Annotated in this window: 22 protein-coding genes and 1 riboswitch; of the genes, 10 read left to right on the top strand and 12 right to left on the bottom strand. The window is 47.5% G+C overall.

All coding sequences use genetic code 11. The features are described 5' to 3' along the window. Positions 1-11: 11 nt before the first annotated feature. From ruvX to KO518_RS06700, 6 genes are all read right to left on the bottom strand, one after another. Positions 12-443 carry a Holliday junction resolvase RuvX gene (ruvX, locus tag KO518_RS06675; RefSeq protein WP_216025048.1) on the bottom strand — a complete coding sequence of 144 codons (432 nt, stop codon included), beginning with the start codon at positions 441-443 and terminating at the stop codon, positions 12-14. After that, positions 436-1,002: a YqgE/AlgH family protein gene (locus tag KO518_RS06680; protein WP_216025049.1), complete on the bottom strand. Its 567-nt coding sequence runs from the start codon at positions 1,000-1,002 to the stop codon at positions 436-438. The genes ruvX and KO518_RS06680 overlap by 8 nt, the downstream gene beginning before the upstream one ends. Further along, positions 999-1,964 (bottom strand): glutathione synthase, encoded by a 966-nt coding sequence (gene gshB, locus KO518_RS06685; protein WP_216025050.1) that lies wholly within the window; start codon positions 1,962-1,964, stop codon positions 999-1,001. The genes KO518_RS06680 and gshB overlap by 4 nt, the downstream gene beginning before the upstream one ends. A gap of 86 nt (positions 1,965-2,050) precedes the next feature. Next, on the bottom strand, positions 2,051-3,472 hold the full coding sequence (locus KO518_RS06690) for an ATP-binding protein (RefSeq protein WP_216025051.1): 1,422 nt from the start codon (positions 3,470-3,472) through the stop codon (positions 2,051-2,053). An 85-nt stretch (positions 3,473-3,557) separates the two neighbouring features. Beyond that, positions 3,558-4,286, bottom strand: a complete 729-nt coding sequence (locus tag KO518_RS06695; RefSeq protein WP_216025052.1) for a 16S rRNA (uracil(1498)-N(3))-methyltransferase — start codon at positions 4,284-4,286, stop codon at positions 3,558-3,560. A 92-nt stretch (positions 4,287-4,378) separates the two neighbouring features. Then, a complete protein-coding gene (locus KO518_RS06700; protein WP_216025053.1) occupies positions 4,379-4,606 on the bottom strand; it encodes a hypothetical protein in 228 nt (75 codons plus the stop codon). 419 nt (positions 4,607-5,025) lie between these two features. Here KO518_RS06700 and KO518_RS06705 point away from each other — a divergent pair, with 419 nt between their 5' ends. Further along, entirely contained in the window at positions 5,026-5,871 is an 846-nt protein-coding gene (locus KO518_RS06705; protein ID WP_216025054.1) for a mechanosensitive ion channel family protein, read from the top strand. A gap of 73 nt (positions 5,872-5,944) precedes the next feature. On the opposite strand, the gene KO518_RS06710 is transcribed toward KO518_RS06705, so the two are convergent. Further along, positions 5,945-6,745 carry a M48 family metallopeptidase gene (locus tag KO518_RS06710; protein ID WP_216025055.1) on the bottom strand — a complete coding sequence of 267 codons (801 nt, stop codon included), beginning with the start codon at positions 6,743-6,745 and terminating at the stop codon, positions 5,945-5,947. Between the two features lie 11 nt (positions 6,746-6,756). Beyond that, positions 6,757-6,939: a hypothetical protein gene (locus KO518_RS06715; protein ID WP_216025056.1), complete on the bottom strand. Its 183-nt coding sequence runs from the start codon at positions 6,937-6,939 to the stop codon at positions 6,757-6,759. 94 nt (positions 6,940-7,033) lie between these two features. Between KO518_RS06715 and KO518_RS06720 the strand changes: the two genes are divergently transcribed. The 4 genes from KO518_RS06720 to prsR all read left to right on the top strand — a co-directional run bounded on the left by KO518_RS06720 (position 7,034) and on the right by prsR (position 13,663). Then, positions 7,034-8,827: a choice-of-anchor I family protein gene (locus KO518_RS06720; RefSeq protein WP_216025057.1), complete on the top strand. Its 1,794-nt coding sequence runs from the start codon at positions 7,034-7,036 to the stop codon at positions 8,825-8,827. A gap of 240 nt (positions 8,828-9,067) precedes the next feature. Beyond that, a complete protein-coding gene (locus tag KO518_RS06725; RefSeq protein ID WP_216025058.1) occupies positions 9,068-10,192 on the top strand; it encodes a beta-ketoacyl-ACP synthase III in 1,125 nt (374 codons plus the stop codon). Positions 10,193-10,231: 39 nt separating this feature from the next. Beyond that, positions 10,232-12,259, top strand: a complete 2,028-nt coding sequence (gene prsK / locus KO518_RS06730; protein ID WP_216025059.1) for an XrtA/PEP-CTERM system histidine kinase PrsK — start codon at positions 10,232-10,234, stop codon at positions 12,257-12,259. A gap of 42 nt (positions 12,260-12,301) precedes the next feature. Next, positions 12,302-13,663: a PEP-CTERM-box response regulator transcription factor gene (gene prsR, locus KO518_RS06735; RefSeq protein ID WP_216025060.1), complete on the top strand. Its 1,362-nt coding sequence runs from the start codon at positions 12,302-12,304 to the stop codon at positions 13,661-13,663. A 37-nt stretch (positions 13,664-13,700) separates the two neighbouring features. On the opposite strand, the gene KO518_RS06740 is transcribed toward prsR, so the two are convergent. The 3 genes from KO518_RS06740 to KO518_RS06750 all read right to left on the bottom strand — a co-directional run bounded on the left by KO518_RS06740 (position 13,701) and on the right by KO518_RS06750 (position 16,923). Continuing rightward, positions 13,701-15,836, bottom strand: coding sequence for a diguanylate cyclase (locus KO518_RS06740; RefSeq protein WP_216025061.1), 2,136 nt, complete (start codon positions 15,834-15,836; stop codon positions 13,701-13,703). A gap of 99 nt (positions 15,837-15,935) precedes the next feature. Further along, a complete protein-coding gene (locus tag KO518_RS06745) occupies positions 15,936-16,268 on the bottom strand; it encodes a ribbon-helix-helix domain-containing protein (protein ID WP_216025062.1) in 333 nt (110 codons plus the stop codon). Continuing rightward, positions 16,228-16,923, bottom strand: a complete 696-nt coding sequence (locus tag KO518_RS06750; RefSeq protein ID WP_216025063.1) for an AAA family ATPase — start codon at positions 16,921-16,923, stop codon at positions 16,228-16,230. Before KO518_RS06750 ends, KO518_RS06745 begins: the two co-directional genes overlap by 41 nt. An 88-nt stretch (positions 16,924-17,011) precedes the next feature. Further along, positions 17,012-17,100: riboswitch (cyclic di-GMP riboswitch) on the bottom strand. A 247-nt stretch (positions 17,101-17,347) separates the two neighbouring features. On the opposite strand from KO518_RS06750, the gene KO518_RS06755 reads away from it, so the two are divergent. The 5 genes from KO518_RS06755 to KO518_RS06775 all read left to right on the top strand — a co-directional run bounded on the left by KO518_RS06755 (position 17,348) and on the right by KO518_RS06775 (position 23,888). Continuing rightward, a complete protein-coding gene (locus tag KO518_RS06755) occupies positions 17,348-18,415 on the top strand; it encodes an alpha/beta hydrolase (RefSeq protein ID WP_371742259.1) in 1,068 nt (355 codons plus the stop codon). A 178-nt stretch (positions 18,416-18,593) separates the two neighbouring features. Next, entirely contained in the window at positions 18,594-18,998 is a 405-nt protein-coding gene (locus KO518_RS06760; RefSeq protein ID WP_216025064.1) for a DUF4440 domain-containing protein, read from the top strand. A 169-nt stretch (positions 18,999-19,167) separates the two neighbouring features. Then, a complete protein-coding gene (locus tag KO518_RS06765) occupies positions 19,168-19,548 on the top strand; it encodes a hypothetical protein (RefSeq protein WP_216025065.1) in 381 nt (126 codons plus the stop codon). A gap of 62 nt (positions 19,549-19,610) precedes the next feature. Next, positions 19,611-22,145, top strand: a complete 2,535-nt coding sequence (secD, locus tag KO518_RS06770) for a protein translocase subunit SecD (protein WP_216025066.1) — start codon at positions 19,611-19,613, stop codon at positions 22,143-22,145. 33 nt (positions 22,146-22,178) lie between these two features. Next, positions 22,179-23,888 (top strand): potassium/proton antiporter, encoded by a 1,710-nt coding sequence (locus KO518_RS06775; protein WP_216025067.1) that lies wholly within the window; start codon positions 22,179-22,181, stop codon positions 23,886-23,888. Positions 23,889-23,950: 62 nt separating this feature from the next. Here KO518_RS06775 and KO518_RS06780 read toward each other — a convergent pair whose 3' ends face one another. After that, on the bottom strand, positions 23,951-25,165 hold the full coding sequence (locus KO518_RS06780) for a dipeptidase (RefSeq protein WP_371742261.1): 1,215 nt from the start codon (positions 25,163-25,165) through the stop codon (positions 23,951-23,953). Between the last annotated feature and the right edge of the window lie 291 nt (positions 25,166-25,456).

Here is a 25,456-nt window from a genome sequence, read left to right on the forward strand (position 1 = left end):
ATAGGTGTCGCTTACTGGAATTGGTTTTCAGCCCAACTGGTAAAAATAACGCAGGCAGATACACTGTCAACCTTGTCCTTCGTCAGTTTTTTATAGCCACCTAACTCGAACAACATGGCCTTCGCATCTGCCGTAGAAAGCCGTTCATCCCAAGTTTCTACAGCGACGTTGAAGCGTCCGAGTAACCGATTGGCAAATCGCTTGGCAAGGAGGGTAACTGTCTGTTCAGTGCCGTCCATGTTCAGGGGCAGACCAACTACTACCAAATCCGGTTGCCACTCACTGTATAACGCCTTAACCTTATTCCAGTCCGGTACGCCATCCTGAGCTTTTAGCGCTGCAAGGGGAGAAGCCGTTCCGGTAATTTCCTGCCCCACAGCGACACCTATGCTTTTGGTCCCAAAATCAAAGCTTAGTACGGTTCGTGATTTTGCCTCAGGCATGGCCGATCTCTGGCGTCAGTTGCCATATATCCACACCGAGCTTTTTCACTGCAGCCTGCCATTTTTTATGGATCGGCGTGTTGAACAGAATCTCGGCGTCAGCTTCTACGGTTAGCCATGCGTTTTCCTGCATTTCTTCCTCCAGTTGTCCGGCTTCCCAGCCAGCATAGCCCAGAGCAATCAATGCGTGTTCAGGACCGCTTTTACTGCCAATTGCCGAGAGAATATCTTTAGACGTAGTGACGACAATTCCCGGCCCCAAAGGCAGGCTGGAACCCCACTCTCCTTCACCCGAGTGTAAAACAAAGCCTCGTTCTTGCCCAACTGGGCCACCGGCCAGGATAATTTGTTCAGACGTATCATCGCCATAAGAAACGTCTTTGTCGGTCTGTTCTAATAGTTCTTTAAGTGTCATCGTCGACGGCTGATTGATAACAATACCCATCGCTCCTTCACTATTGTGCTCGCAAATGTAAGTTATGGAACGGGAAAAATAAGCGTCATCCAGCGAAGGCATAGCAATGAGAAAATGGTTCTGCAGTGAAGTAAGTTCTGTCATCCGATACCACCTTTGTTTGCCAGTTTCTTTTCAATCGCATCAAAGAGTTTACCCATGATGCTGATATCGTAATGCGCTTCTATTTCTCTTACGCAAGTGGGGCTGGTAATATTTATTTCTGTAATTCTATCGCCAATTACATCCAGCCCAACAAAAAGGATTCGATTATCAGTTAAAACCGGCGCAATGGCTTCTGCCAAGGCGCGATCCGACTCGCTGATTGGTTGTGGTCGACCGGTACCTCCAGCGGCGAGATTTCCTCGATTCTCCCCTTTGCTGGGCAATCTCGCAAGACAGTAGGGCATCACTTCACCATCGACAATAAGTACGCGTTTGTCACCGTCTTTGATGGCAGGTAAGAATTCTTGCACCATCATCTGCTGGGTACCGTTTTTTGTCAATGTCTCGATAACAACGCCAAGGTTATTCCCGTCATCTTTTATTCGAAAGATTGATGTTCCGCCCATGCCATCGAGGGGCTTACAGATAACGTCTTTATGCTTACTATGAAAATCCCGGACATGCTTGGCGTTGCGAGTTACCAGCGTCGCAGGGATCAGCGAAGGAAACCAAGACGTGAATAGCTTTTCGTTGTAATCGCGCAATGCCTGGGGATTATTCACGACTAATGCGCCCTCAGCCTCAGCCAGTGACAGCATTTGCGTGGTATACAGAAACTCGCTGTCAAAGGGGGGATCTTTACGCATCAACAGCGCGTTGATGTCGCCTAACCCGACAATTTTTTCTTCTGCGAGGTGATAAAAATCAGTGGATTGGTCTTTTACCGTTACTTCTCGCGCGGTTGCCATAGGTTTGCCGTTGTCCAGAAACAGGTCAGCCTGTTCCATATAAAGTATGGTTGCCCCGCGTTTTTGTGCCTCCAGCATCATCGCGAAACTGGTGTCTTTATGGGGTTTCACCTGTGAAATGGGATCCATTATGAAACCAACGGTATAACTCATGTCTTGATACTCGGTTGTAGAGGATAGTTACTTCCTACTATGGCGGCATTATTGACAAAATCAATATGAAAAGCAGTAAATGCCGACTATGACGCTTCAGGAATATACATCACCATTCGGGTTCCCGAACCAAGGTGACTGTCGCAGCTAAAGGTCCCTCCCATTTCAGAGGTAACCTGATGATAGCACGCGGATAAGCCACGCAGTGTTTTGTCTTGGGAATAAAGGGCGTCAGTAAGGGGGCGCATGGCGTGTTCAGTAACGGTTTTGTCGATGCCCACACCGCGATCTTCAACAACCAGCTTCATAATGCGACGGTTATTTCTGCTACTGACTTGTGCTGACAACCACACCCGGCCATCATTGCAGTTTGGATAGGCATGCCGGTATACGTTTAAAATCAGCTCACATATAACCTGAGTAAACGTACCTTCTGGCAAGCGAAACTCAAGGTCTACGGGGATATCGATACAATAAAACACCGCTTGAAAGTCGTTTGCAGCAATGGTGTTAATAAGCGACGACATTAGCTGACAGACCAGCAATGGGCGGGTGGTGTTTTGTGTTACCCGATCGAGATACAGGTCGAGCTCGTTCACCCGTTTCTGGGCATGTGACATTATTTTCTCGCCTTCCGCACACGCGCGGTTGACACTTTGGTAATACGTGAGCAAAGCCTGTTTGTTCAGCGCTTTTTGTTCAAGCTGCTGTTTATTTTGAGCGGTCACCACCTGTTGAAATGACAATGTGGTTCTGGCTACATTCAACGCATCACGAACATCTTCAATGAAGCCTTCGGCCATATGTTGAAAACCGTTCGGCAACGGGCGTTTCACGTACGCCGATTCTACCAATGACTGTTTTGCCAGCAGTTTTTGACAGCTTTGCGTTAACGCAGAAATTTGTTCCTGCTGTCTTTGTGTTTGAAGGGTTAGCTGCCAGGCATCACGGCTTTTGCGTTGTTGCGACTCGCACAGAGTAAACACCTTTGCGAGGTTTGTAGCAACGCTTTTAAAATGAGACACGGTGTGAGTATCGGGTTCACATTTGCGGTTTCCCGCGACAACAAAGGTACCGCGACACTGCCCTTGATAGATTAATGGAAAAGACCACAAACTGAAGATGCCACTTTGCCCAACGTCTTCTGAAAAATCCCGCCAATTGCAGTGGGATGCAATATTGGCAATGAAATAAGGGGTCTGAGACAACACTGCTGGTCCGCACGCACCGGTTGTTTTACTGACCGGTTGATGATGAAGGGACTTTAAAAGCGCAGCGGGCAGTGACGGCGCAGCAAGAACTGATAAGGATCTGTCATCGTTGACCAACTCGGTCACGGCGTAGCGGTAAGGCAAGCTGCTTGTTTCGAGGAAGGTCAGATAGTGATCAACTATTTTTGCCAGTGGCGCACCTTCGAGAATCTTTTCCAGACTGGCACCGTAGATCTTGTCGAGTTCGATGCGACCAGAAGTTAACTGCGGCAGTGTCGACGAATAAACAAGATTCATTGCAAACGACAGGTTAATGAATGATTAACTAGTTTTTTAACCCTTTTTTACCTACAAAACAAGTCACTGAGCCTTTTCTCTTAGATTATAGGTCGCCGTGAACAGATTGAAGAATGGTTATTGAGGCTAGGGCGGCAGTTTCTGTTCTAAGGATTCGGGGCCCCATGTTAACACGGGTATAACCACTCTCCTGGCACTGATGTATTTCGCTATCGGACAAGCCGCCTTCAGGTCCGATTAGAATGCGATATCCGTTGCTCGAATAAGGGGTTTTCGACAGCGCGGTATGAGCTCCGGGGGCAAGAACCAGGCGTTGTGCCTTAGTGGATTGTGCCAGCCATTGATTCAAGGTGACGGGTTGGCTGAGTGTTGGGAGGATGTTTCTACCACATTGCTCACAGGCTCCGGCAATAATTTTTTGCCATTGGTGCCACTTTTTTTCCCATCGTTTTTCATCGAGTTTCACGGCACACCGTTGAGTAACAACCGGCGTGATAGCAGTGACGCCAAGCTCTACACTTTTTTGTAGTACCAAATCCATGCGATCGCCTTTAGACACGCCCTGACCCAGATGAATGGTAAGGGGAGATTCTTTGCCTATTGTCAGGCAGGCATCAGCCTCAACGACCACCTTCTTCCTGCTTACTGCAATGATGACGGCACTGTACTCATTGCCATCACCGTTAAACAGGACAACCGGATGGTTGGCTTTAAGGCGCAATACATTGGCGACATGGTGGGCCGCATCATCACTAAGGCAAAACTCTTCATCCATATTAACGGGCGCTGGATGAAACAAACGAGGTATTCGCATGGAAATGTACCGGTAGTCTAAAATCGCTGCCAATAATACAGACTACCGCCATGTTGACGCAATGTCGACACACCCGTTTCCAGTGGAAAAAACTAGTTTTGATTGATTTGGACGCCGGTTGGCTTTTGCAATCTCTTTATGTTTGTCGGTGGGTTGGCCTTACGGGCATAAATGGTGTGTTTACCTTTGTCCGTAGTTAACGCAAATCCAAGAAGAAAAAGAACAACAACGAAAAGTAAAGATAGAAATAACATAAAAAAAATCCCTTCGTTTAGCAAACCGGATAAAACGATAGCTAAATAACCTGTTTCGAAACCCATTACGTTAGTCCTGGTAATGAAAACCTTTGAGAGAAAATTCATTTTTCCCAGAAACAAGTTAGTATTTCCTGTTTCGTAACGCCGCTGGGGCGTCAAAAAAGTGCTATCGACTATAGCCGAAAAAGGCGCAAATACCAGCGTTTCTCGACCACCACATTATTCAATTTTGTTATTAGCACTAAAATCAACTGGTTAAAAAAGAACCAGCGGATTTGCGCTACAGCGGATCACATTGTGCGAGTGTAGATATGTGCCGTTACAGAAATATTATTCTGCCGGAATTAACTTTTCATCATGGTTATTTATACCAATGTATAGGGCATAAACAGCCGTGATGCTATTGCTTATCAAGGGGAATGACTGCTATCGTAATACCGCACTGTGCAACGGTTTGCATTAAAATATAATAGGAAATACAAATGGAAGAAAATTTATCAATGTTTACCGCTTCAGATATCGAAGGGTATATAAATACATACGCTATACCATGGGGCATTAACATTGCGATGGCTGTCGCAATTTATGTGGTTGGTCGTATTGTAGTAGGATTGTTGTTGTCTGTTTTCCGTCGCGTAATGGCCAAGTCTAAATACGATCAGATGCTGGTTGATTTCCTGGAATCTATTATCAGCGCCATCTTAATGTTGTTTGTCATCGTTGCCTCTCTTGACCAACTGGGTGTGGATACCACATCGCTCGTTGCGATTTTGGGTGCGGCAGGTTTGGCTATCGGCTTGTCTTTACAGGATTCTCTGAAGAATTTCGCAGCCGGTGTAATGTTACTTGTCTTTAAGCCTTTTAAAGCTGGTGATTTCGTAGATGCAGCAGGTACCGCTGGTTCGGTGAATAAAATTGGTATTTTCACCACGACGATGACTACACCTGACAACAAAGAAATCATTGTGCCTAACGGAGCGATTTACAGCAATACCATCACAAATTTCTCTGCTAAAGAAACTCGTCGGGTAGATATGGTTGTGGGTATTGGTTACGACGCTGATCTCAAGAAAGCGAAAGCAATTTTACAAGAAATGGTTGCTGCCGATGAGCGCATACTACAAGAGCCTGCGCCGACAGTTGCTGTATCGGAGCTGGCCGATAGCAGCGTGAATTTTGTCGTTCGCCCGTGGGTTAAGTCGTCAGATTTCTGGGGTGTGAAATTTGATTTCACTGAAGCGGTTAAACTGCGCTTTGATAAAGAAGGCATTTCGATTCCGTTTCCACAAATGGATGTGCATCTGCACAAAACTACAGAAGCAGAATAGAATAAGCTCACCTGGTATCGAAACGCCACATTGTTGTGGCGTTTTTTTTGTTTTAGATTCAGCTGTCTTCAGGTTACTGCCTGCATACGGGCCTGTTAGGGGAACGCTGATAATCAGCCAACGCACCTTGCATGTTGGCTTGAAGGTTTTCAATGCGCGACTGAGGAGCAGGGTGAGTGGAGAGGAGCTCTATAGGGCGCTGTCCGTCACTTGCCGCTTCCATATTCTGCCAAAGATCCACCGATTCTCTGGGATCGAAACCCGCCTGCGCCATGAGGGCCAGTCCAATGAGATCGGCTTCCGACTCATGGGCACGGGAAAATGGCAGGGTAATGGCGACCTGAGAGCCCATGCCTATTGCCGCCATGATGGCGCCACTGTATGCCACTTCATTTGACTCGATGACTTGTGCTACGGCTTGCGTGCCCAGGTTGGTTAAGGTGGTGGTGGACATGCGTTCATTCCCGTGGTGAGCGATAACGTGACCAATTTCATGGCCAATCACGGCCGCCAGTTGGGATTGGGTTTTTGCAACGTTTAACAGTCCGGTATACACGCCAATTTTACCTCCGGGTAAGGCAAACGCGTTTATTTGCTCGTCTTCAAACACTACCACTTCCCATTCTCCGTTAAAAACGCTGTCGGGAACCAAAGGTGTGAGTGATTTTGCCACACATTGCACGTAGGCGTTCTCGACCTGTTTACTGGAAACGCGCAACTCTTCCTTCATACTGGAAAAGGCCTGGTCACCCATGGACGCCATTTGCGATTCTGAATAAAGCAGCACCTGATTTCGCCCTGTAGGTGATGTGGCACAGGCACTTAGTAATGAAACAAGACCTATGATAGCGAATGGTTTGAGTGTGATTTTCATATTCTTTCCCTTTATCGGTAACTACCCGTGAACGCCGTATAGTAATTCGTTGCACGCGGTATATCTACATATTCACCGCGGTATTCTTTTGCCGTGGGCTTATCTTTATACCCTTTGAAGTTAAGGAAGGGGTTATTTTCTATCAATGTCAGGGGGGAGGCATCACTCAGCGGATCCGGACATATTTCCGTCACATTAATGTCTTTAAGGTGTCATGCAGCAGCTTTACGTTAGAGGGATTTGTGCGTGATTGCACAATTTAGATAACGATAAAAAGGGAAATACGAGATGTTAGAGAATAAGTTCAAAGTGGGTCTGATGGCACTTTTGGTTACCGCGGCGCTATCAGGCTGTAGCCTGGATGGGGACGATGGCGAGCAAGGACCACAGGGCGCGCAAGGTGAAGCTGGTGCCGACGGAGCAGATGGTAGTGTTGGGGCAGACGGCGCAGACGCTTCCCTGGGAGTATCTCTTGCTGTAATCGGACGGTCGGTAGTCGGCGGAGAAGGTGCCGCGGAAATCGTGCAGTATCACAAAGCCACACAAACCATTTACGCAACAAATGGCGAATCAGATACGGTTTCTGTCATTGCAATTGCGGATTTGACGGGTGAGGCTGTGGATAGTCCAGTGTCGGCAGATACACTTTCCAGCACCTCAGTTACCTTGCCAACGGAGGTGAATGGTGTTGCTCTTGATGGCCTTACCAGTATTGCCGTGAAAGACGATTTACTCGCTGTGGCCATACCTGCCGATGAGAAAAGTGAAAACGGTTATGTGTTGTTTTACACAGGGTTGAATGACAGCACGCCTGCTTTTTTAAAGGCCGTTGAAGTAGGTAACTTGCCTGATAACGTTGCATTCACTCCGGATGGTACAAAAGTATTGACTGCCAACGAAGGTGAGCCGTCAGATGATTACACCGTCGACCCTGAAGGGTCTGTTAGTGTTATTACAATTAATGATGGCGTGCCAGCAGATTCGGCAACAACCCTGACGTTTGAAGGGTTCAATACGCAGCAGAGCCAACTGGAAGCGATGGGCATGCAGTTCCCCAATCCGTCCGGTCGCACTATTAACGGTGTAACAATTAATACCACCGTCGCTATGGATTTAGAGCCTGAATACATCACGGCTACCAATGACACCGCCTATGTTACGCTGCAGGAAAACAACGGTCTGGCTGTGGTTGATTTAACCACCATGACTATTTCCCTGATAGGTTTGGGTGTTAAAGACTGGTCGGGCTATCAGATTGATGCGCAGGAAGATGGCGAGGTGAGTTTTGGTCAGTACGATGGTTTGTATGGTGTTTATATGCCAGATACGATTACACATACCACATGGAAAGATGCCACGTTTCTGTTGACAGCCAATGAAGGCGATGCCCGGGAGTATATTTTTGATGCTGATGACGAAGCAGCGTGCCTCGCGGCAGGTGGTGAAGACTTCGACGACGGCGATTGTCTGGCGTATACCGATGAAGTAAAGGTAAAAGATCTCAACGCGGAGTCAAATTCCCCCCTTGCTATGTTGCAAGCGAACGGCGAAATTGACGACTTGCGGGTAACCCTTGGCATGGGCGATGCCGACGGTGATGGAGAATATGACGGGGCGTATACATATGGGGCTCGGTCATTTACCATTTGGGATCAAAATGGCCAGGTTGTATTTGACTCTGGAGACGATTTTGAGCGCATTACCGCCTCTGTTCACGGTGCAGCGTTTAACAACGGTGATGATGAAAATGAAGGTGACAGTCGCTCTGAAAACAAAGGGCCTGAACCTGAAGCGATTACAACAGGTAAGGTAGGTGACAGGAATTACGCTTTTATCGGAACAGAGCGCATGGGCGGGATCTTTGTCTACGACATTACCAACCCTTATAACGTAACGTTTTCTGAGTACGTGATCAACCGCGATCTTACCGAAGGATTAGACGTAGATGATGGCATCGGCGACCTCGCGCCTGAATCGCTGGTTTTTGTACCTGCTGACGCCAGTCCTACTGGTGAAGCACTGTTGGTTGTCGGGAATGAAATCAGCGGCTCAGTTACACTTTGGCAGGTTACAGCCAACTAACTGATTCACGCTGGTGTAAACACCGATAAACAGTTCAAGTAGAGGCCCGGGAGTCGATATCGTCTTCCGGGTTTTTGTTGGTTTGCCTTCTCTTACAGTCACTTCATCCATGACATTAAGTGGTGAAAACGCTAAGCTAGCACTCATATCGCGTGCATGAAGCAAACGCATCGTGTCGCGAAAGCAGTGTTGCCTTATATTTTCCCCATTGGAAAATAGTGCTGAAAAAGAGAAAAATCCATGTCTAAAAAGATCCTAATCAGCGGTGTCGGTTTGTGGACCCCAGAGCACGTCATCACTAACGAAGAGTTAGTCGATAGCTATAATGCCTATGCCGATAAATACAACGCCGAGAATGCCGCGGAAATAGATGCTGGCAACGTAGTCGCTAAACCCCATTCCAGCGCCGAATTTATTCAAAAAGCTTCTGGTATCAAGCAGCGCTACATTTATCGAAAAGATGGTGCGTTAGATGTCGACCGCATGCGGCCGCTTATTCCGGAACGCACCGATGAAGAGCTGTCACATCAGGCAGAAATTGCCGTCGTTGCAGCGAAGAAAGCCCTAGCAGCGGCGAATAAAAAACCAGAAGATATCGATGCCGTCATTGTGTCTTGTGCCTATACGCAACGGGCGTATCCGGCCGTGGCCATTGAAGTGCAGCACGAGTTGGGCATTTCTGGTTTTGCGTTTGATATGTTGGTAGCATGCTCAGCTGCCACGTTTGGTATGCACAGGGCTTATGAAATGGTTGCCGCGGGCAATGCCAGAGCCGTATTGGTGATCAACCCTGAACTGGTGTCTCCTCAAGTAAATTACACCGACAGAGATAGTCACTTTATTTTTGGTGATGTAGCGACCGCCACCGTAGTGGAATCTGAGGAGACCGCGAATGCCGAACATGTCTTTGATATTCTCAGTACCAAAGCTGTAACCCGCTTTTCTAACAATATCCGCTCGAATTTTGGCTATATGAGCCGGGCTCACGACGCAGACCCATACGGCGCGGATAAACTGTTTCATCAGGAGGGAAGAAAAGTGTTCAAGGAAGTGTGTCCTATGGCTGCGGAACACATTGAAACCCATTTACAACAACACGATCTTGCGCCTGCCGACGTTCGGCGCTGGTGGCTTCATCAAGCCAACATCAACATGAATTTACTCATCGCCAAGCGTTTGCTCGGTCGCGAAGCTACAGCCGATGAAGCGCCAATTGTGTTAGATCGCTATGCCAATACGGCTTCTGCTGGCTCGGTGATAGCATTTGCATTACATCACGACGATCTGCAACGGGGTGACGTTGGTGTGCTTTGTTCCTTCGGTGCCGGTTATTCTATCGGTAGCCTGGTGGTACAGAAACGCTAGTAATACAGCGGCTAGACGGCGGAAAGAAAAAGGGAAGTTATGATTTCTGACATTGGTTATGGCGTGAATGCAGTCGCTTACCTGTTACTGCTGCTATTGCTGTTCACAGTGCGAAAGTCAGGGTTGGCTAAACACTTGCTGGTGCTGGCAACGATGGCGACCATGGTGTGGTCCCTAAGTTTTGTTACTGAGATATTCGGCACGGTATCAGGCCATCATTTGATTATGGCCGACACCCTTAAGCAAATGATTTGGCTTTTGTTCATCGCCGGATGTTTACAAGATGATTTTAGCACTTTGTGGGACGTACTTCGCCGTCCCGCAACTCTGGCAATTCTCACGCCACCTGCGATAGCGCTGCTCTTGCCTGCTTTAGTGGTAATACCGGCAAACTGGCTGTTTTTAGCATTGACTGTACTTTCTCTTGAGGTCTTAATTTTATTGGAAGTGATGTACCGTCAGGCTGGGGAAAATCAGTGGGCATACAAGCCTCTGGTATTGTATTTAGGGGCCATGCATCTGTTTGAATTTGTCATGTATGCCAACGCCACCATGGTGAATAATGTTGAGCTGGTGTACGTGATCTCCCGTGGTTACATCTATTTATTAATGATGCCTTTACTCATAGTAGCAATTCGCCGCATTAAGCACTGGGGGGTAGATATTTTCATTTCAAGGGAAGTGGTCTTGCACAGCTCCCTTTTGCTGGTTGCCGGTATTTACCTGTTGGTGATGGCACTGGCTGGTTATGTTGTCAATTTTATCGGTGGCGGATGGAGCTCTACCATTCAAACCATTTTAATTGTACTGTCGCTGGTGCTGCTTATCACAGTAGTGCTGTCTAACAGCTTTCGGACTCGCATTAAAGTGTTTATCACTAAACACTTTTTCGCCAACCAGTTCGATTACCGGGTAGAATGGGTAAAGCTCACAAAGGCTTTGTCATCAGCGCCCGAAGACAAAGCCAGTGTTTTTCATTCCGCTTTGCAAGGCGTATTAGGAGCAATAAATTACGAAACAGGCTCGCTGGTGAAATGCGCGGGTAAAGATCTGGAAACGGTGGCGTGCATTGGTATGGATAAACTCTTGCCAGAAGAAGCGCATATTCTGCGGCAATTGTCCCCATTTTGCCTGAAAACTACCTGGCTGGTGGATATTGAAGAGTATGCGTCGAAGCCTTTTGAGTACGATGGACTCCAACTTGATAGAGGTGCGCTTAAAGAATGTCGCTTTCAATTGGTGTTACCGTTGCTGAACAGGGAAAAAATCTGGGGCTTTGCGCTGCTAAAAACCAAAGACAGTGAAAAACTCAGTCTAAACTGGGAAGTTCGGGATTATCTAAATGCTGTCACTGAACAGGTAGGCACTTATCTCTATCACCATGAAGCGGCCAATGCCGTGGCCGAGAATGCGCAGTTTGCAGCTTTCAATCGCATGTCGGCCTTCGTTCTTCACGATTTGAAAAACGTGTTGGCACAAATTGATTTAATCCTTTGCAATGCAGAGCAACACAAAGATAATCCAGAGTTTATTGAAGATACGTTTGAAACACTGCATTATACCAAAGCGAGAATGGATAAAATGCTTCGGCAACTCACGGAGAAAAAAGTCGAAGAACCCGGCGCTTTTTCCGCCCAAATGCTGTCAGTGTTAATAACAAAACTAATAGAATCTCGGTGTCAGACGTTGCTGCCACAGCCAACCATTCAGATCCACAGTGAAGCGTCTGTAGTGGTGGACCCAGAAAAATTTGCCAACGTCATGTACCATCTTATCAGCAATGCTCAGCAGGCTACCGATGACGATGGCTATGTGCGGGTACAACTGCAAACCGATGAGGCCAATCAGCGGCAAATTGTGCAGATAGAAGATAATGGTTGCGGTATGGATGCGACCTTTATTGAGCAACGACTGTTTAAACCTTTTGATACAACAAAAGGCAATGCTGGTATGGGTATTGGTGCATATGACGCCAAAAACTATATGCAGTCAGTTGGTGGAAAATTGTCAGTTGAAAGTGAAGTGGGAAAAGGCAGTTGTTTCACCCTGGTCTTTCCTCTGGATTAACAGTACACCTTTTGTGTAGTCACATATGATGAGAGCAATGCAATGACGGATACAATTCTTGTTGTCGACGATGATCTCGGCATCCAGAAACAATTAAAATGGAGTTTTGCCGATTACAATGTGGTATTTGCCGATGATCGGTCAGCCGCTATTGCACAACTGCGGCGATATGAACCCAAGGTTGTAACCTTAGATCTCGGCTTGCCGCCAGATCCAGCAAATGCCTCTGAAGGGCTTAAAGCCCTTAAAGAAATCATTGCATTGGCACCTCGTACTAAAGTTATTGTGGTCACGGGTAACAACGACAAAGAAAATGCTTTGAAGGCCATTGACCTTGGCGCCTATGATTTCTATCAAAAGCCCATTGATTCCGACACTATTAAGTTATTGGTCCAACGGGCACTCAATCTGGCAAATCTTGAGCACGAAAACCGAATTCTTTCCAAGGCCCGTCCGGCAATGGGGCGGATTATCGGTAATTCGGAAGCAATTCAGGCAGTAATGCGTAAAGCCGAGAAAATTGCTGGCACGGATATCAGTACCTTGTTGCAAGGTGAGAGCGGTACGGGTAAGGAAGTGTTTGCCAGAAGCATTCACGAACACAGTCCGCGCAAAGACAAACCCTTTGTAGCTATCAACTGTGCGTCTATACCGGAAAACTTGTTGGAGAGCGAACTGTTTGGGTATGAAAAAGGTGCTTTTACCGGCGCCAATAAAACTACCCTGGGGAAAATCGAGACAGCGCAGGGGGGCACCCTGTTTCTGGATGAAATCGGTGATATGCCCATAGGTTTGCAAGCCAAAATGCTTCGTTTTCTGCAGGAGAGGGTGATTGAGCGGGTAGGCGGACGGGCAGAAATACCTGTTGATATTAGAGTCATTTGTGCCACTCACCGCGATTTACAGCAAATGGTAGCTGAGGAAACTTTTCGGGAAGATTTGTATTACCGGATAGGAGAAATTCCTATTTACATCCCGCCGTTAAGGGATCGTGATCAGGACATTATTCTGCTGGCCAGAACGTTTCTAAATATTTATCGCGAAGAATTTGGTGCAAAAGCAAAGAGTTTTTCCGACGATGCTATTCAGGCCATGCTTGCTCACAAGTGGCCAGGTAACATTCGCGAGATGCAGAACAAATTGAAATCTGCTGTGATTATGGCGGAAGGCTCTATTGTTCAGGCTGAAGATCTCGGTTTAATGACAGCAAAAGGCGATAGCGAGCCGGAAACATTGAATCTTCGCGAAGTCAGAGAGCAGGCTGAGAGTCGAGCTATCCGCCGGGCATATCAAACTGCCGGGAAGAATATGTCCAGAACCGCAGAGCTTCTCGGAGTGACACGACCTACCTTGTATTCGTTAATCGACAAATACCACATGGAAGACGTTAAAACCGGGATGTAGCAGGGCTGTATAAGCCCTTTCATGGCGGGAAATCGCGTTATCCGTCCTGCGGCCACTCAATGCTGGCGAGATTCGTTAGCGAGGTACGCAGGTTTGTGACGGTAAAGCCAAACTTGGCCTCTAATTTGTTCGGTAGCGGTTTAGCTTGGTTGTCACAGCACCCTTCAACGATACCTACCCAACAGTTTCTACTGGAGAGTTTCGCAGCGTAGAGACAGTAATCCATGACAGCAAAGGTTTTTGGCCAGTCCAGCTCGTAGGGATTCTTTCTACATACCGGTAAGGCACAAAAACCAATGCTACACGTGGCGTTTATCTGAATATTTCCCGGTAGCGTGAACACGTGTTGTCGTACTGCAAACAACAGTCTGTCAGCTAGGTCCACCGCGTCTTCGCGGTCGGTATTGCGACAAACAATCAAAAATTCCTCGCCACCCCAACGTATAAGCAAGTCAGTTTGCCTAAATACCTCCTGTAAAATTTCTGTGAACTGAGTGAGGAAGCGGTCTCCTGCCAGGTGACCGTGTTCGTCGTTAATACGTTTAAAATAATCAATGTCTACCAGAAAACAGACCAAATCCTGATTGTTCGGGTAGTCTGTGGTATCAAGGGTATCGTAATAATGCTGAACCCTGTGTATCTCACCTGGAAGTTGGGCATTGAGGAAGTTGCGGTTGTAGAGCCCGGTGAGCGGGTCGCGCATGCTCACTTGCTCTAAGGCGTGAAAGGCTTCCTCGAGTTGTTGGTTTTTATCTTCCAGCTCCGCCGTTCGGTGTTTAACTTCTCTGGCTAACCGTTTGTTTTGCAGGTACTGGTTGTAGCGGCTCCAAATTAAGAAAATGAACAATAGTAAAGACACCAGGCTTCCCAATGCCAGCATGTTTTGCAAGTTTTGCTGGCGCACGCTGGCCAGTTCAACGGTGCGGTTTTTTTCCTGCAGTTCGAAGGACTGCGCCTGCCGTTCCATTTCAAGCTCGGCTTTTATTCTTGCCAGAGACACCAGCTTTTCCGCGTTTAGTTGCTCAGCACTTAGCTCGGTTCGAATGGTCAGGGCGTCAAAGGCTGCTTTGTAGTTTTCCCGCGCAAGGTATGCCTGAATGGCTTTGTCCTGAGCAAGAATTTGGCTATTGAGTTCGCCATGGCGTTCTGCCTGAATAAAAGCCCATTGGGCGTGTTTGGCCGCGCGCTCTAAGTCATTGACTTTAAAAAACGCATCAGACAGGGCAATGTGGATCTGGGTTACCAATGAAGCGTGCCCTTTGGTCCGTGCTTCTGACAGCGCGTCGCGGAGAAAACGCAAACCGGTTTCAATTTCGCCTTTTGCAATGGCCACTTTGCCCAGTGTGGTTTGCGCTGAACCCGAGTCCAATGATGCGTTCATCATAGTGAAGGACGAAAATGCGGCGATGAGGTGTTGCTCGGCCAAATCGAATTGTTCTGATTTTAAATAGAGTTCACCCAGTACACTGTGGTTCCGCGCGCGTTCGTAGGCAAGTCCGTGAGAAGTGTTTATTTCAAGGGCATCCATAAGGTATTTAATCGCGTCTTCCACATTATCCATGTCGGCATAAACACTGCCAATTTCCGACAGTGCGCGGGCGATATTGGCCGTGTCTTTGCGTTGCCTGAGTAAAGTCAATGCATCCTGCAATGCACTTAAACTCTCTGTTATGCGCCCTTCGGCGTGCAGTAAAATACCAATATTGAGCTGTTGAAGCGCAACGCCTTGCAGGTCCTCTAGGGTTTGATAAAGTAGTTTGGCTTGTTCGAACAAATCAAGAGCAGATTTGTATCGGGCTTGTAAAAAGTGAACCTGGCCTTTCTCTGCACTAACGGCTGCCATAAGGGCTTTGTCGTCAAAATCCGAAAAAAGACGTTCAGCGTTATTAAAGTGCTGTAGTGCCAGGTTAAATCTACTTTTGAGTACCGCAATTTTGCCTAGTTCTAACTGAATTTTGGCGTGTTGAAGGGGAAAACCTTCTGAAGGCGTTTGGGTAAGTAGCGTTTGCGCCAGTGCACTGGCGGCGTCAATTTGTCCTGCGCTGTATGCATGGCGAACACGTTCCAGCATGTCGCTGATATTCATCGCAAGTTCCGTTTGCGATGCTAAAGTAGTCGCAGGTTGTAGCATACTGCATAGCAGAAGTAAGCTGCCTGCCAGGCGACGTTTCATAATCTTCCTAATATGAATTTTTTGAGATGGCAAAGATTGATGTGATCTTTTCCAAATTATTTCCATGCATACTTTAGTGATAGTAAAGTTGTAAACCTCTCAGGGGGTAGTACTACTAAATAGTAATGTGTGATCCCCTTGGAAGTAGTAGTCGGCCCAAATTCTTATCAGCCGAGACCGGCAAATCCCCGTTTGTGCCGAGAGAGATTTTAATTGCTCAATGCTTTCCTCACTTAGGGTAAAGGTAGCCCTGCGCATAGGCTCGCCATGGGAATGTGGTTTACCATTCGTCTTTAAAGACGGGTACAGTGTTCGCACTACGCTGTCTTGTCCGGAGGCATAATTCACAGCATCGTCAATGAAGTCATCTACAGAGACGGCGCAGACGCGTTCAACTGACGGCTTGGATTTTTTGAGGCTGGACAGACTCATAGGTTTCCCCCTCACGTCGGGACAACAATTCTTTTATTATAGACCGAATTTCAGTAGATGCTTTGCCTTCTGGTTCACTTTCCATAACCGACTGGCCATATTCTTCGGAATCGTCGTACATATTTCGACTGTATGTGACGGCATCGAGTACCGGCACTTCGAATGAACGACACACGTCTTTAGCTTCCAGTATGCGACTGGCAAGGGATGGGAGAGAAGGACATTGCGTGATGACAAACGCCGCGTTCATGTTAGGGTTGACCATTTTACAGGTCGACAGAATATCTTCCATATGGGGCACGGTTTTTAGATCTCGTCTTTTTGGACGAAGGGGAATAAGGATATGATCGGCTACAGCCATAGAGGACCGAAGTGCCAGGTTGTCCTGTCCGCCGCAATCGATGACAACATAATCGTAGTGCTCCCGCAAACTCAATAGTTCATTGCGGATCTTTCCGTAAAGTTGCACACAATTAATGGAAGGCAAGCTGTCATTGGCATTGCGTTCCTGTACCCAGTCTGAAGTGGTTCGCTGTGGATCACAATCAACCATCAATACACTGGCGTTTTTTTCCGTACGTAAATATACAGCGATGTTCTGAGCGAGACAGCTTTTACCACTGCCGCCTTTTTCGCCACCAACCAAAACAATCATGGTTCATTCTCCAGGTTTCGCTCTCTAGAGCGGCTAAAGGATGTGACTGAAAAAGTGAACAAGTCAGCCCGAAGGCAGGCTTATCGTGTTCGGTAACTCCGCTATCATGACAATAAATTTGTTTTAGACCGGAAGCTTTGCGTCACGGGCTTTCGCACCGTTTTGCCTTTTTCAACAAATAAACGAGTTTTTCCAAGTTGGCTCGTCAACAATGGCATGATACGTCAGTGGCGCGCAATTAAGCGCATGTGTACCAATATTAACGGATATAAAAATATACCTATGAAGTGGATACAGACCGAGAGTGCGCCGCTGGCCACCACGCGACTTTGCCAAGCAAGATAAGGCATGTCGTTCTATTTTCAATTGAATCTGGTAGTATTGATGCGTTATCAATTTTCATACCCGCTGAGAGGAGAAGAGTGTGGTGAGACATTTATTCGCCGGGGTAATTTTGGCGTTGTTAAGTACATCATCTATGGCGCAGGCAGGCGTCAAACTTGCGTTCGATCAGTTCAGCAGCCTGTATGAAAGTAGATTTGGGCAAGTTCGCGCTTGCACGAATAGCGGCTTCCAGCGGTTCAGCGTGTGTTCGCCAGCCTTGAGAAATGACGGTAATGCCCCTTACATATTGCACCATGGCAAGGCCACGGATGGTGTGGTGGTGTTGCTTCATGGGTTAAGCGATTCGCCATTTTATATGAGAGGCATTGCTCAAGCACTGCACGACAGAGGCCTGACGGTTATTGTGCCGTTAAATGTTGGTCACGGCCAGTTAGACGCCAGTGATGAAATGAGTGACAGTGAACTGTCTGACAAATGGGCAGCGCACCTTAGCGATATCGTTGATTTGGCCCATACCATGGGGAAAACAGTCTATCTCGGTGGTTTTTCTACTGGCGGAGCACTGTCTGTCCAGTATTACCTGACACAGCCTGAGCGCGTAGACGCAATAATGTTGTTTTCTGGTGCACTGGCGTTAGATAGTGGCGTTGAACGGTTGTCTAAAATTTGGGGTATTCAGTGGGTTGCTTCTATTTTGGATGGTGACTATGTTACTCAGGGGCCAAATCCATACAAATATCCGGCAATTGCCAGTTTCACCGGTTTGGAGTTAATGGAAGTGATTACAGACATTCGCACTCGATTCGAAGAGGGTAAAACCATTGACGTCCCTGTGTTTGCGGCTCACTCTCAGGCTGATACGACGACACCAATTAGCGGCATTGAGGATCTCATGGCCCGCACTACAACGAAAATCAATACTCAGTTTGTTATTGATGAAAGCTACCAGTTGTGCCACGCCGATGTGGTGGTTAACAGCAAAATGGTGGTGGATATGCATTTTGACAAAAGTGCGGTAGATTTGCGCGATGAGTGTGCCGTGCCCAAAGGGAACCCGCTTTTCAGGCAAATGCTGATGATGTTAAACAGTTTCCTCGACGACGTTGAAAAGCAACGAGACAAACCTGTTGACAGCAAAGTGAATTAAGCTTACTTTCAACGCCTACGTACTAAGGCAGTCTGTAATGTTTTTCAATATTATGCCCACAGCTTTGAATATTCTACTCGCTATTCTCAAAAAAAAGTGGCGGGTAAACTAGTACGTAAAAAATAAATTAAACCCGCCGCAAAGGCGGGTTTTTTGTTTGCGTCTTTGCGGTACAAATATGGAGGCGACAAATATGCATCATCCGGTTTCTCAACTATTACACGCCATGCATAGCGCGGTGAACAGTAACGATATCCAGGCACTACAGACCCTATACTGCGACGATGCCGTGTTGATTGATAAGCCCCTTGTTGCTCCCCGGACCGACTTACTCAATGCCCTTGAAGGGTTTAAGGCGAAGTATATGCCAGAGCATGTGGTATCCCAGGGAGACGACATCGTGGTTGAGGCCGGAGATACGGCGTTGGTGATCAGCAAATTATACGTTAATGAGAAACACCGAGCGGAAAATACCAGTACCCATGTCAGAAAAGCCATCTATGTGTTTCGCAAAAATTCAGATGGCCTATGGCAATGTGCTATTGATAATTTTTTCGGGGTAGATCTTGTTGATTTTGCTTGATGGCAATCGTTTGTTTTCTCGCGACTGGGTTGATTTATTTTAATCAGATACATTGAAAGCGGGCGAAGCACCCCCATAATACTGACTTATCTGTGTGGCTGTTTACTGTCGCTAAGTACGCGACGGTTATGCTCACACTTACGAAAGCAAAAAATAGTTTACAAACCCAATGCGCTCATTTGCCACGACCATTCCGTCTGCCAGTATACATACCAAGATGCCATTGCGCATTGGGGTTGTCTTGTTGTGGTTTGTCTTAACTGCAACGGCGGTGGGTGCTGGACAGGTACAGGCTGACAGTTTTTCAGACAGTTTCAGGTCATTTGATTATCCGGCGGTATTAAGTAATCGTGCGGACACAGGTTGGGTGCGACTGGTTGCTCCATGGCAGCCGAAACAAACAGTGGCTGATGAGCTAACTGCCACTGGTGACATGTTCTTGCAGAGCACGCACTGGCATATTTGTGGTGTTCTGCCAAATTCTGAAATTGGAGCGGAATTCCGCCGCCAATGCCGTTTCACTCGCCCTTTGTCTAGAGCATCTCCTTAGCTTTTAACGCGTGTTTTTTTATACGGGCCTTGCCCTTATTTACAACGTTAAAAGGATAACAAATGAAATTTTTTTCACTGCGAGGCGTGATATACGCGCTCGTGATTGTGCTCGGTTTGTTGAGCGCAGTGCCCAATGTATTGCCAACTTCTCTACAGCAACGGTTACCGCAATGGTATACTCAAAATCAACTTGCCCTCGGTCTCGATTTACAAGGCGGTTCACACCTCCTGTTATCTGCTGATACGCAGCCGTTACTCGACAAAACATTTAACGATATGAAAGAGAGTTTGTTAAGTGATCTGCGCAAGGCCGGTATTCACTATCAGGTAAAATCTGCAAAACAGCATACTCTGGTCTTGTCGTTCCACGGCGCTTCTGCACAACGTCAGCAAATGTGGGACGTTATCTCTGCCTATCGCTATGACACAAACGGACAGCCACAATATACCGTTGCTGAAAACGGCGAAGGGTACACAGTTAGCCTTACTGAAGCCTATGAAACCCGTTTGGTTGCCGATGCTCTGGATCGCAGCGTTGAGGTTGTTCGTCGGCGGCTGGACGAAACTGGTCTGGTTGAACCCAGCGTTTCCCGTCAGGGCAATGACGGTGTTTTGGTACAGATGCCCGGGGTGACAGATCCCTCTCGCATCAGGGAATTGCTTGGTACTACTGCGCAGATGCAATTTCATTGGGTGGCGGAAGCTGGCGAGAAGGTAGCAACTGTCACCATACCTGATAGCAACAATACGCGGCAGTACCGGTTGGAAAAGCGAGTAGCCATGGAGGGGGAGCACATCAAAGACGCCCAACTTGCCTTTGATCCCAATACAGGTAACCCGGTAGTGAATTTTAAATTGGATAGTGTCGGTGGAAGGATATTCGCCGACATGACACGTTCTCACATAGGTGAAACCCTTGCTGTGGTACTCGATAACAAGGTGATTACCGCGCCAGTTATCCGCTCCGTTATTGGTGCGAGTGGCGGTGAAATCAGTGGACAGTTTACGGCGTCGGAAGCTAGAGATTTAGCACTCATGCTCAGAGCTGGTGCGTTACCTGTGCCTCTCACCGTAATTGAAGAGCGTACCGTTGGTCCTGATCTGGGAAGCGACGCCATTAAAATGGGTCTGATAACTGGCCTGATAGGTGCGGCATTGGTGCTGGCGTTTATGGTAACACTTTACCGGCGTTGGGGTCTCATTGCCTGTCTTAGCCTGAGTATTAATATGGGCCTCGTATTCGGCATACTCAGCTTATTCGGGGCGACACTAACCTTGCCGGGCATAGCGGGAATCATCCTCACTTTGGGGATGGCGGTAGACGCCAACATTCTTATTAATGAACGAATAAAAGAAGAATCGCGGAAAGGACGGGGCGCAGGCGCGGCAATTTCAGCCGGCTTTAACAAGGCGTGGGCCACTATTCTCGATTCAAGCCTGACAACCCTCATTGCCGTCAGTTTGCTATTTTTGTTCGGCAGCGGGCCTGTTAAGGGATTTGCCATAACCATTGGCATTGGGTTGTTTACCTCTATGTTCACTGCCATCGCAGTAACGAAAATGCTTATGCAATGGCTTACGCGAAAACGTGAGCGTGAAGCGCTTCAATTCCCAGGTGTTGCATGGATAAATGAATTGGGTCGGAAGCGCGTTAACTTTCTGCGCGGCAGAATGATAGGTTTGACGGTGTCCGCTGTGCTTTCTGTTGCCTCAGTGTTCTTATTCTTTACTCCTGGGTTACACTATGGCGTTGATTTTACTGGCGGAACGTTAGTGGAAGTAAACGCGTCTGACGTGTCTTTAGACAACCTGAGAACAGCGCTGGCAAACGAGGGGGTAACGGACGCAAGCATTCAGGCGTTTGGTGAAAATGGCGACTATCTGATTCGGGTTCCCTCAGTAGAATTAAGTGATCCCACCGAGCAGGCCGCCGCGCAAAGCCAGCAGGTGGCCCTTGTTAAAGGCGCGGTGACGTCGTTGGATGACAACGCGAGTTTCCCGCGGGTTGATATGGTGGGAGCGAAAGTCAGCGATGGCTTTGCTGATGCCTCTATTTTGGCTATTCTGATTGCGGGAGGGGGTATTCTGCTTTATTTGTGGGTGCGGTTTGAGTCTCATTTTGCCCTGGCCGCCACGGCTACAATTGCCCTGGATTTAACTAAAACCATAGGGTTCTTTGCGGTAACTGGACTTGAATTCAACTTAACCGCCGTGGCCGCATTGCTTGCCCTCATCGGCTATTCCATCAACGATAAAGTGGTGGTATTTGACCGCATTAGGGAAGGCTTTCGCATGTCGCCGGACAAGCCCATTGAAGATGTTCTTAACAGCAGTATATCAGCGACGTTAACAAGAACGCTATTTACGTCTGTCACCACAATGTTGGCATTGTTGCCAATGGGTCTTGCAGGAGGAGCGTCTGTCGCGAGTTTTGCACTGCCTATGCTTTTTGGCATCATAATTGGAACCAGTTCGTCTATTTTTATTGCTTCACCTATTCTGTTTTATTTAGGTAAGCGACGGGAGAAAAATGGATTGAAGCAAATTAGACCTACGGCTGAAGAAGTGAGAATGTCTCTTGCACATATTCCGTAGGCGTATCAATCCGATTTATTAAGGGAGAAGTGCATGTTCGCCATTGATTACCAAATCCTGGTAGCCGCCGTGCTACTGTTTGTTGGTATTCTGTCAAGTAAGTTGTCGCCAAGACTGGGGCTGCCTTTACTGGTGCTGTTTCTATTGGTAGGGATGTTGGCCGGTGAAGACGGGTTGGGGTTGGCATTTGACGATGCCAGCTCTGCCCATGCCCTAGGTACTATTGCGCTGGCAATGATCTTGTTTGATGGCGGACTGCAAACGTCGATGACTTCCATTCGGCAAGTGTGGAAACCTGCGGGGTTTCTCGCTACCTTTGGAGTGGCTATTACGGCTGGGGTAACCGGATTTACAGCGGCCTTTATTCTTGGGCTGCCGCCTTTGGTGGGGTTACTCATTGGTGCGATTGTAGGGTCTACCGATGCCGCTGCCGTTTTTTCGATTCTGCGCAATGCTGGACTACACCTTAATCCCCGGCTCAAATCCACACTGGAGATTGAATCGGCGTCGAACGATCCCATGGCCATATTTCTCACGGTTGGCTTGTTGGAGCTGATCACCGCGCAAATGGAGCCCGGTTGGGATCTCGTCGTTCTGTTTATTCAGCAAATTGGTGTAGGCGCCGCAGTTGGCCTTGGAATTGGCTGGTTGGCAGTAAAACTTATCAACAAAATAAAACTAAGTGCGGCCGGACTGTATCCGGTTATGGTTGCGGTGTGTGGATTCTTAACATTCGGTATATCGGCGAGCTTAGGGGGGAGTGGTTTCCTCGCCGCGTTTATCGCAGGTGTGTTCATCGGCAACAACCGGTTTGTACTGAAGCGTGCCACCTTTATGTTTCACGACGGTTTAGCCTGGCTTAGTCAGATCGGTATGTTTGTAATGCTCGGCTTGTTGGTCAATCCTGCGTCATTGTTGAAAGTTTGGCAGGAAGGACTGTTGATTGCGGTCATTTTAATTTTCGTGGCGCGACCGCTGGCCGTGGCTCCTTTTATGGGCTTTGCCGGGTTCAATCGACGTGAGATAGGGTTAATTTCCTGGGTGGGACTGCGTGGTTCAGTGCCAATTATTCTGGCTATTTTCCCTTTGCTATTTGAGATCCCACAAGCCTATCTTATTTTCAATGTTGTCTTCTTCGTGGTGTTAATTTCCGCTACGCTGCAAGGCTCGACCTTGTCCTGGATGGCCAGAAAGTTAAAACTCATTGAGCCCGCACCGGTTACCCCGTCGGCTACATTGGAAATCAGTGCTTTGGGCGATGTCAATGTGGATATTGTGCAGTATACACTTGGTGAGTCAGCAAAAGCGGTACACCGTTCTTTGGCAGAGCTGGCGCTTCCAGAAGGTGCAGTTGTGGCTATGATGAGCAGAAATGATATTGTATTTCCACCCAGGGGTTCCACAGTTCTGTTGCCAGGCGACCACATCTTTATCGTTATTAAACCGGGGTTACGCGCGTTCATCGACTGTATATTTTCTCACACTACTTCGCTTAGTGAGGCTGCGTTGGCATCCGGTGAATTGTTACTCAAGGGCACGGCTCGTCTTGAAGATATCGCGCTATCCTATGGTATTACGCTGGTTGGCAATCAAGATGAATCACTGGATGTGATGTTGAAAAAGCAGCTTGGCGATGCGTTTTCAGAAGGGGCCGTGTTAAAAACTACTGACGCAGAAATGGTTATCCAATCGGTACGGCACAACAGGGCTGCCGCAGTGCAGTACACGAGATTAACCGATTAACCCACCATTGTGTAAGGGCTACTGCAACCAGCAGAAGTTGGCCGCAGTAGTTCCTGATTTTACTAGTGGTTCGCTGCGTAATCTTCCACTTCTGACCACACCCGTAAAAAGTTACCGCTAAGCACTTTTTCTATGTCTGCACGGGAGTATCCCCGATCAAGCATCCCTTGAACGAGGTTTGGATAAGTCGATACGTCTTTTAATCCTATTGGCAAAGAATCGCCCACACCATCATAGTCAGAACCTATTCCTACATGATCGATGCCAATCAACGCCACAACGTGATCGATGTGGTCGAGCACCTGACTCAACGTGGAGTATGGATAAGGGTTCTCTTGGCGATATTTCTCGTCAAACGCTTTCACTTGGGGGCTGTCTTTACCAAGCTCTTCAATCAGTTTGTTTTTCTGTTTGGTCAGATTGTTACGCCAGTCCTGGGTTTCTTTGGATACAAAACTCGAGCCAAAGTTGATCATGATGACGCCGTCGTTTTCTCCCAGCTTTTTCACCATCTCGTCGTTCATATTTCGCTCGAAGCCAGGGGTATATTTACGCAGTGACGAATGAGAAGCAATAACTGGTACTTTGCTGATTTCCACTGCCTGATAAAACGCTTTGTCAGAGACATGGGAAATATCTACCATAATCCCCAAGTTGTTCATTTCGACAATCAGTTCTTTTCCGAATGGACTTAAACCGTTCCACTGCCTGCGCAGATCATAGGAAGAATCGGCAATGTGGTTTGACAGAGAATGGGCCAGGGTGATGTAGCGAATTCCCCGTTCATAAAAGGTTTTCAGGTTTTCCATGCTGCCCTGGATCGGTGAGCCATTTTCCATTCCCATCGGCAGCGAAATGAGCCCTTTGTTAAATTGTTCTTTGACGTCTGCAACGGTTTTGGCAATGGCAAATTTATCCGGAGACCGGTATACCATGGCTTCCACGAGATCGATCAACTGATGAGCAACGGCCGTGGATTCTGCGGAATTATCGAGGCTAGCAGGCACATAAATCGACATGAAAGGGGCGTTTAGGCCACCTTTTTTTGCTCGCGGATAATCAAAATCACCGCCTTTTGTGGCAATGCTTACGTCTTCCCATTTGCGGTGAACCCGATAGGGCACATCGATATGACCATCTACAATTATGGTTTCCTGTGCAATGGCTTTGGCTTCTTTTGACGGAGGAGCAATACCTTCAGCAAGCGCCTGAGCACTTCCCATGGCGAATACAGCTGGGAGCAGGAATGCCAGGGGCGCCTTTTTTAATCGTCTCATTCTATTTCCTTTTTTGTGTTTATTGTTGTGTTGTGTGTGTCTATTTTGTTTTCTTACCTGTTAGACTACGAAATTTCCCCTTGCGCCACAACGCACTCCGCTATTTGCATAGGCCAACTACCTGAAAAAGAAGCTAAACAGAGACGGTGACTTGCTTTTTGCCCCTGGGTTGTTACGAGTGGGAAAGAAGCTTGTAATAAAAGTTTAAATTTTGATATTGTTTTCCCGCGTGACTTACAGTTCCAAATACGGGATACTGCCTCGCGTCCTGTTGTCTGAGCCAGGTGGCTG

Source organism: Aestuariibacter sp. A3R04 (assembly GCF_018860805.1).
Taxonomy (GTDB): Bacteria; Pseudomonadota; Gammaproteobacteria; order Enterobacterales; family Alteromonadaceae; genus Alteromonas.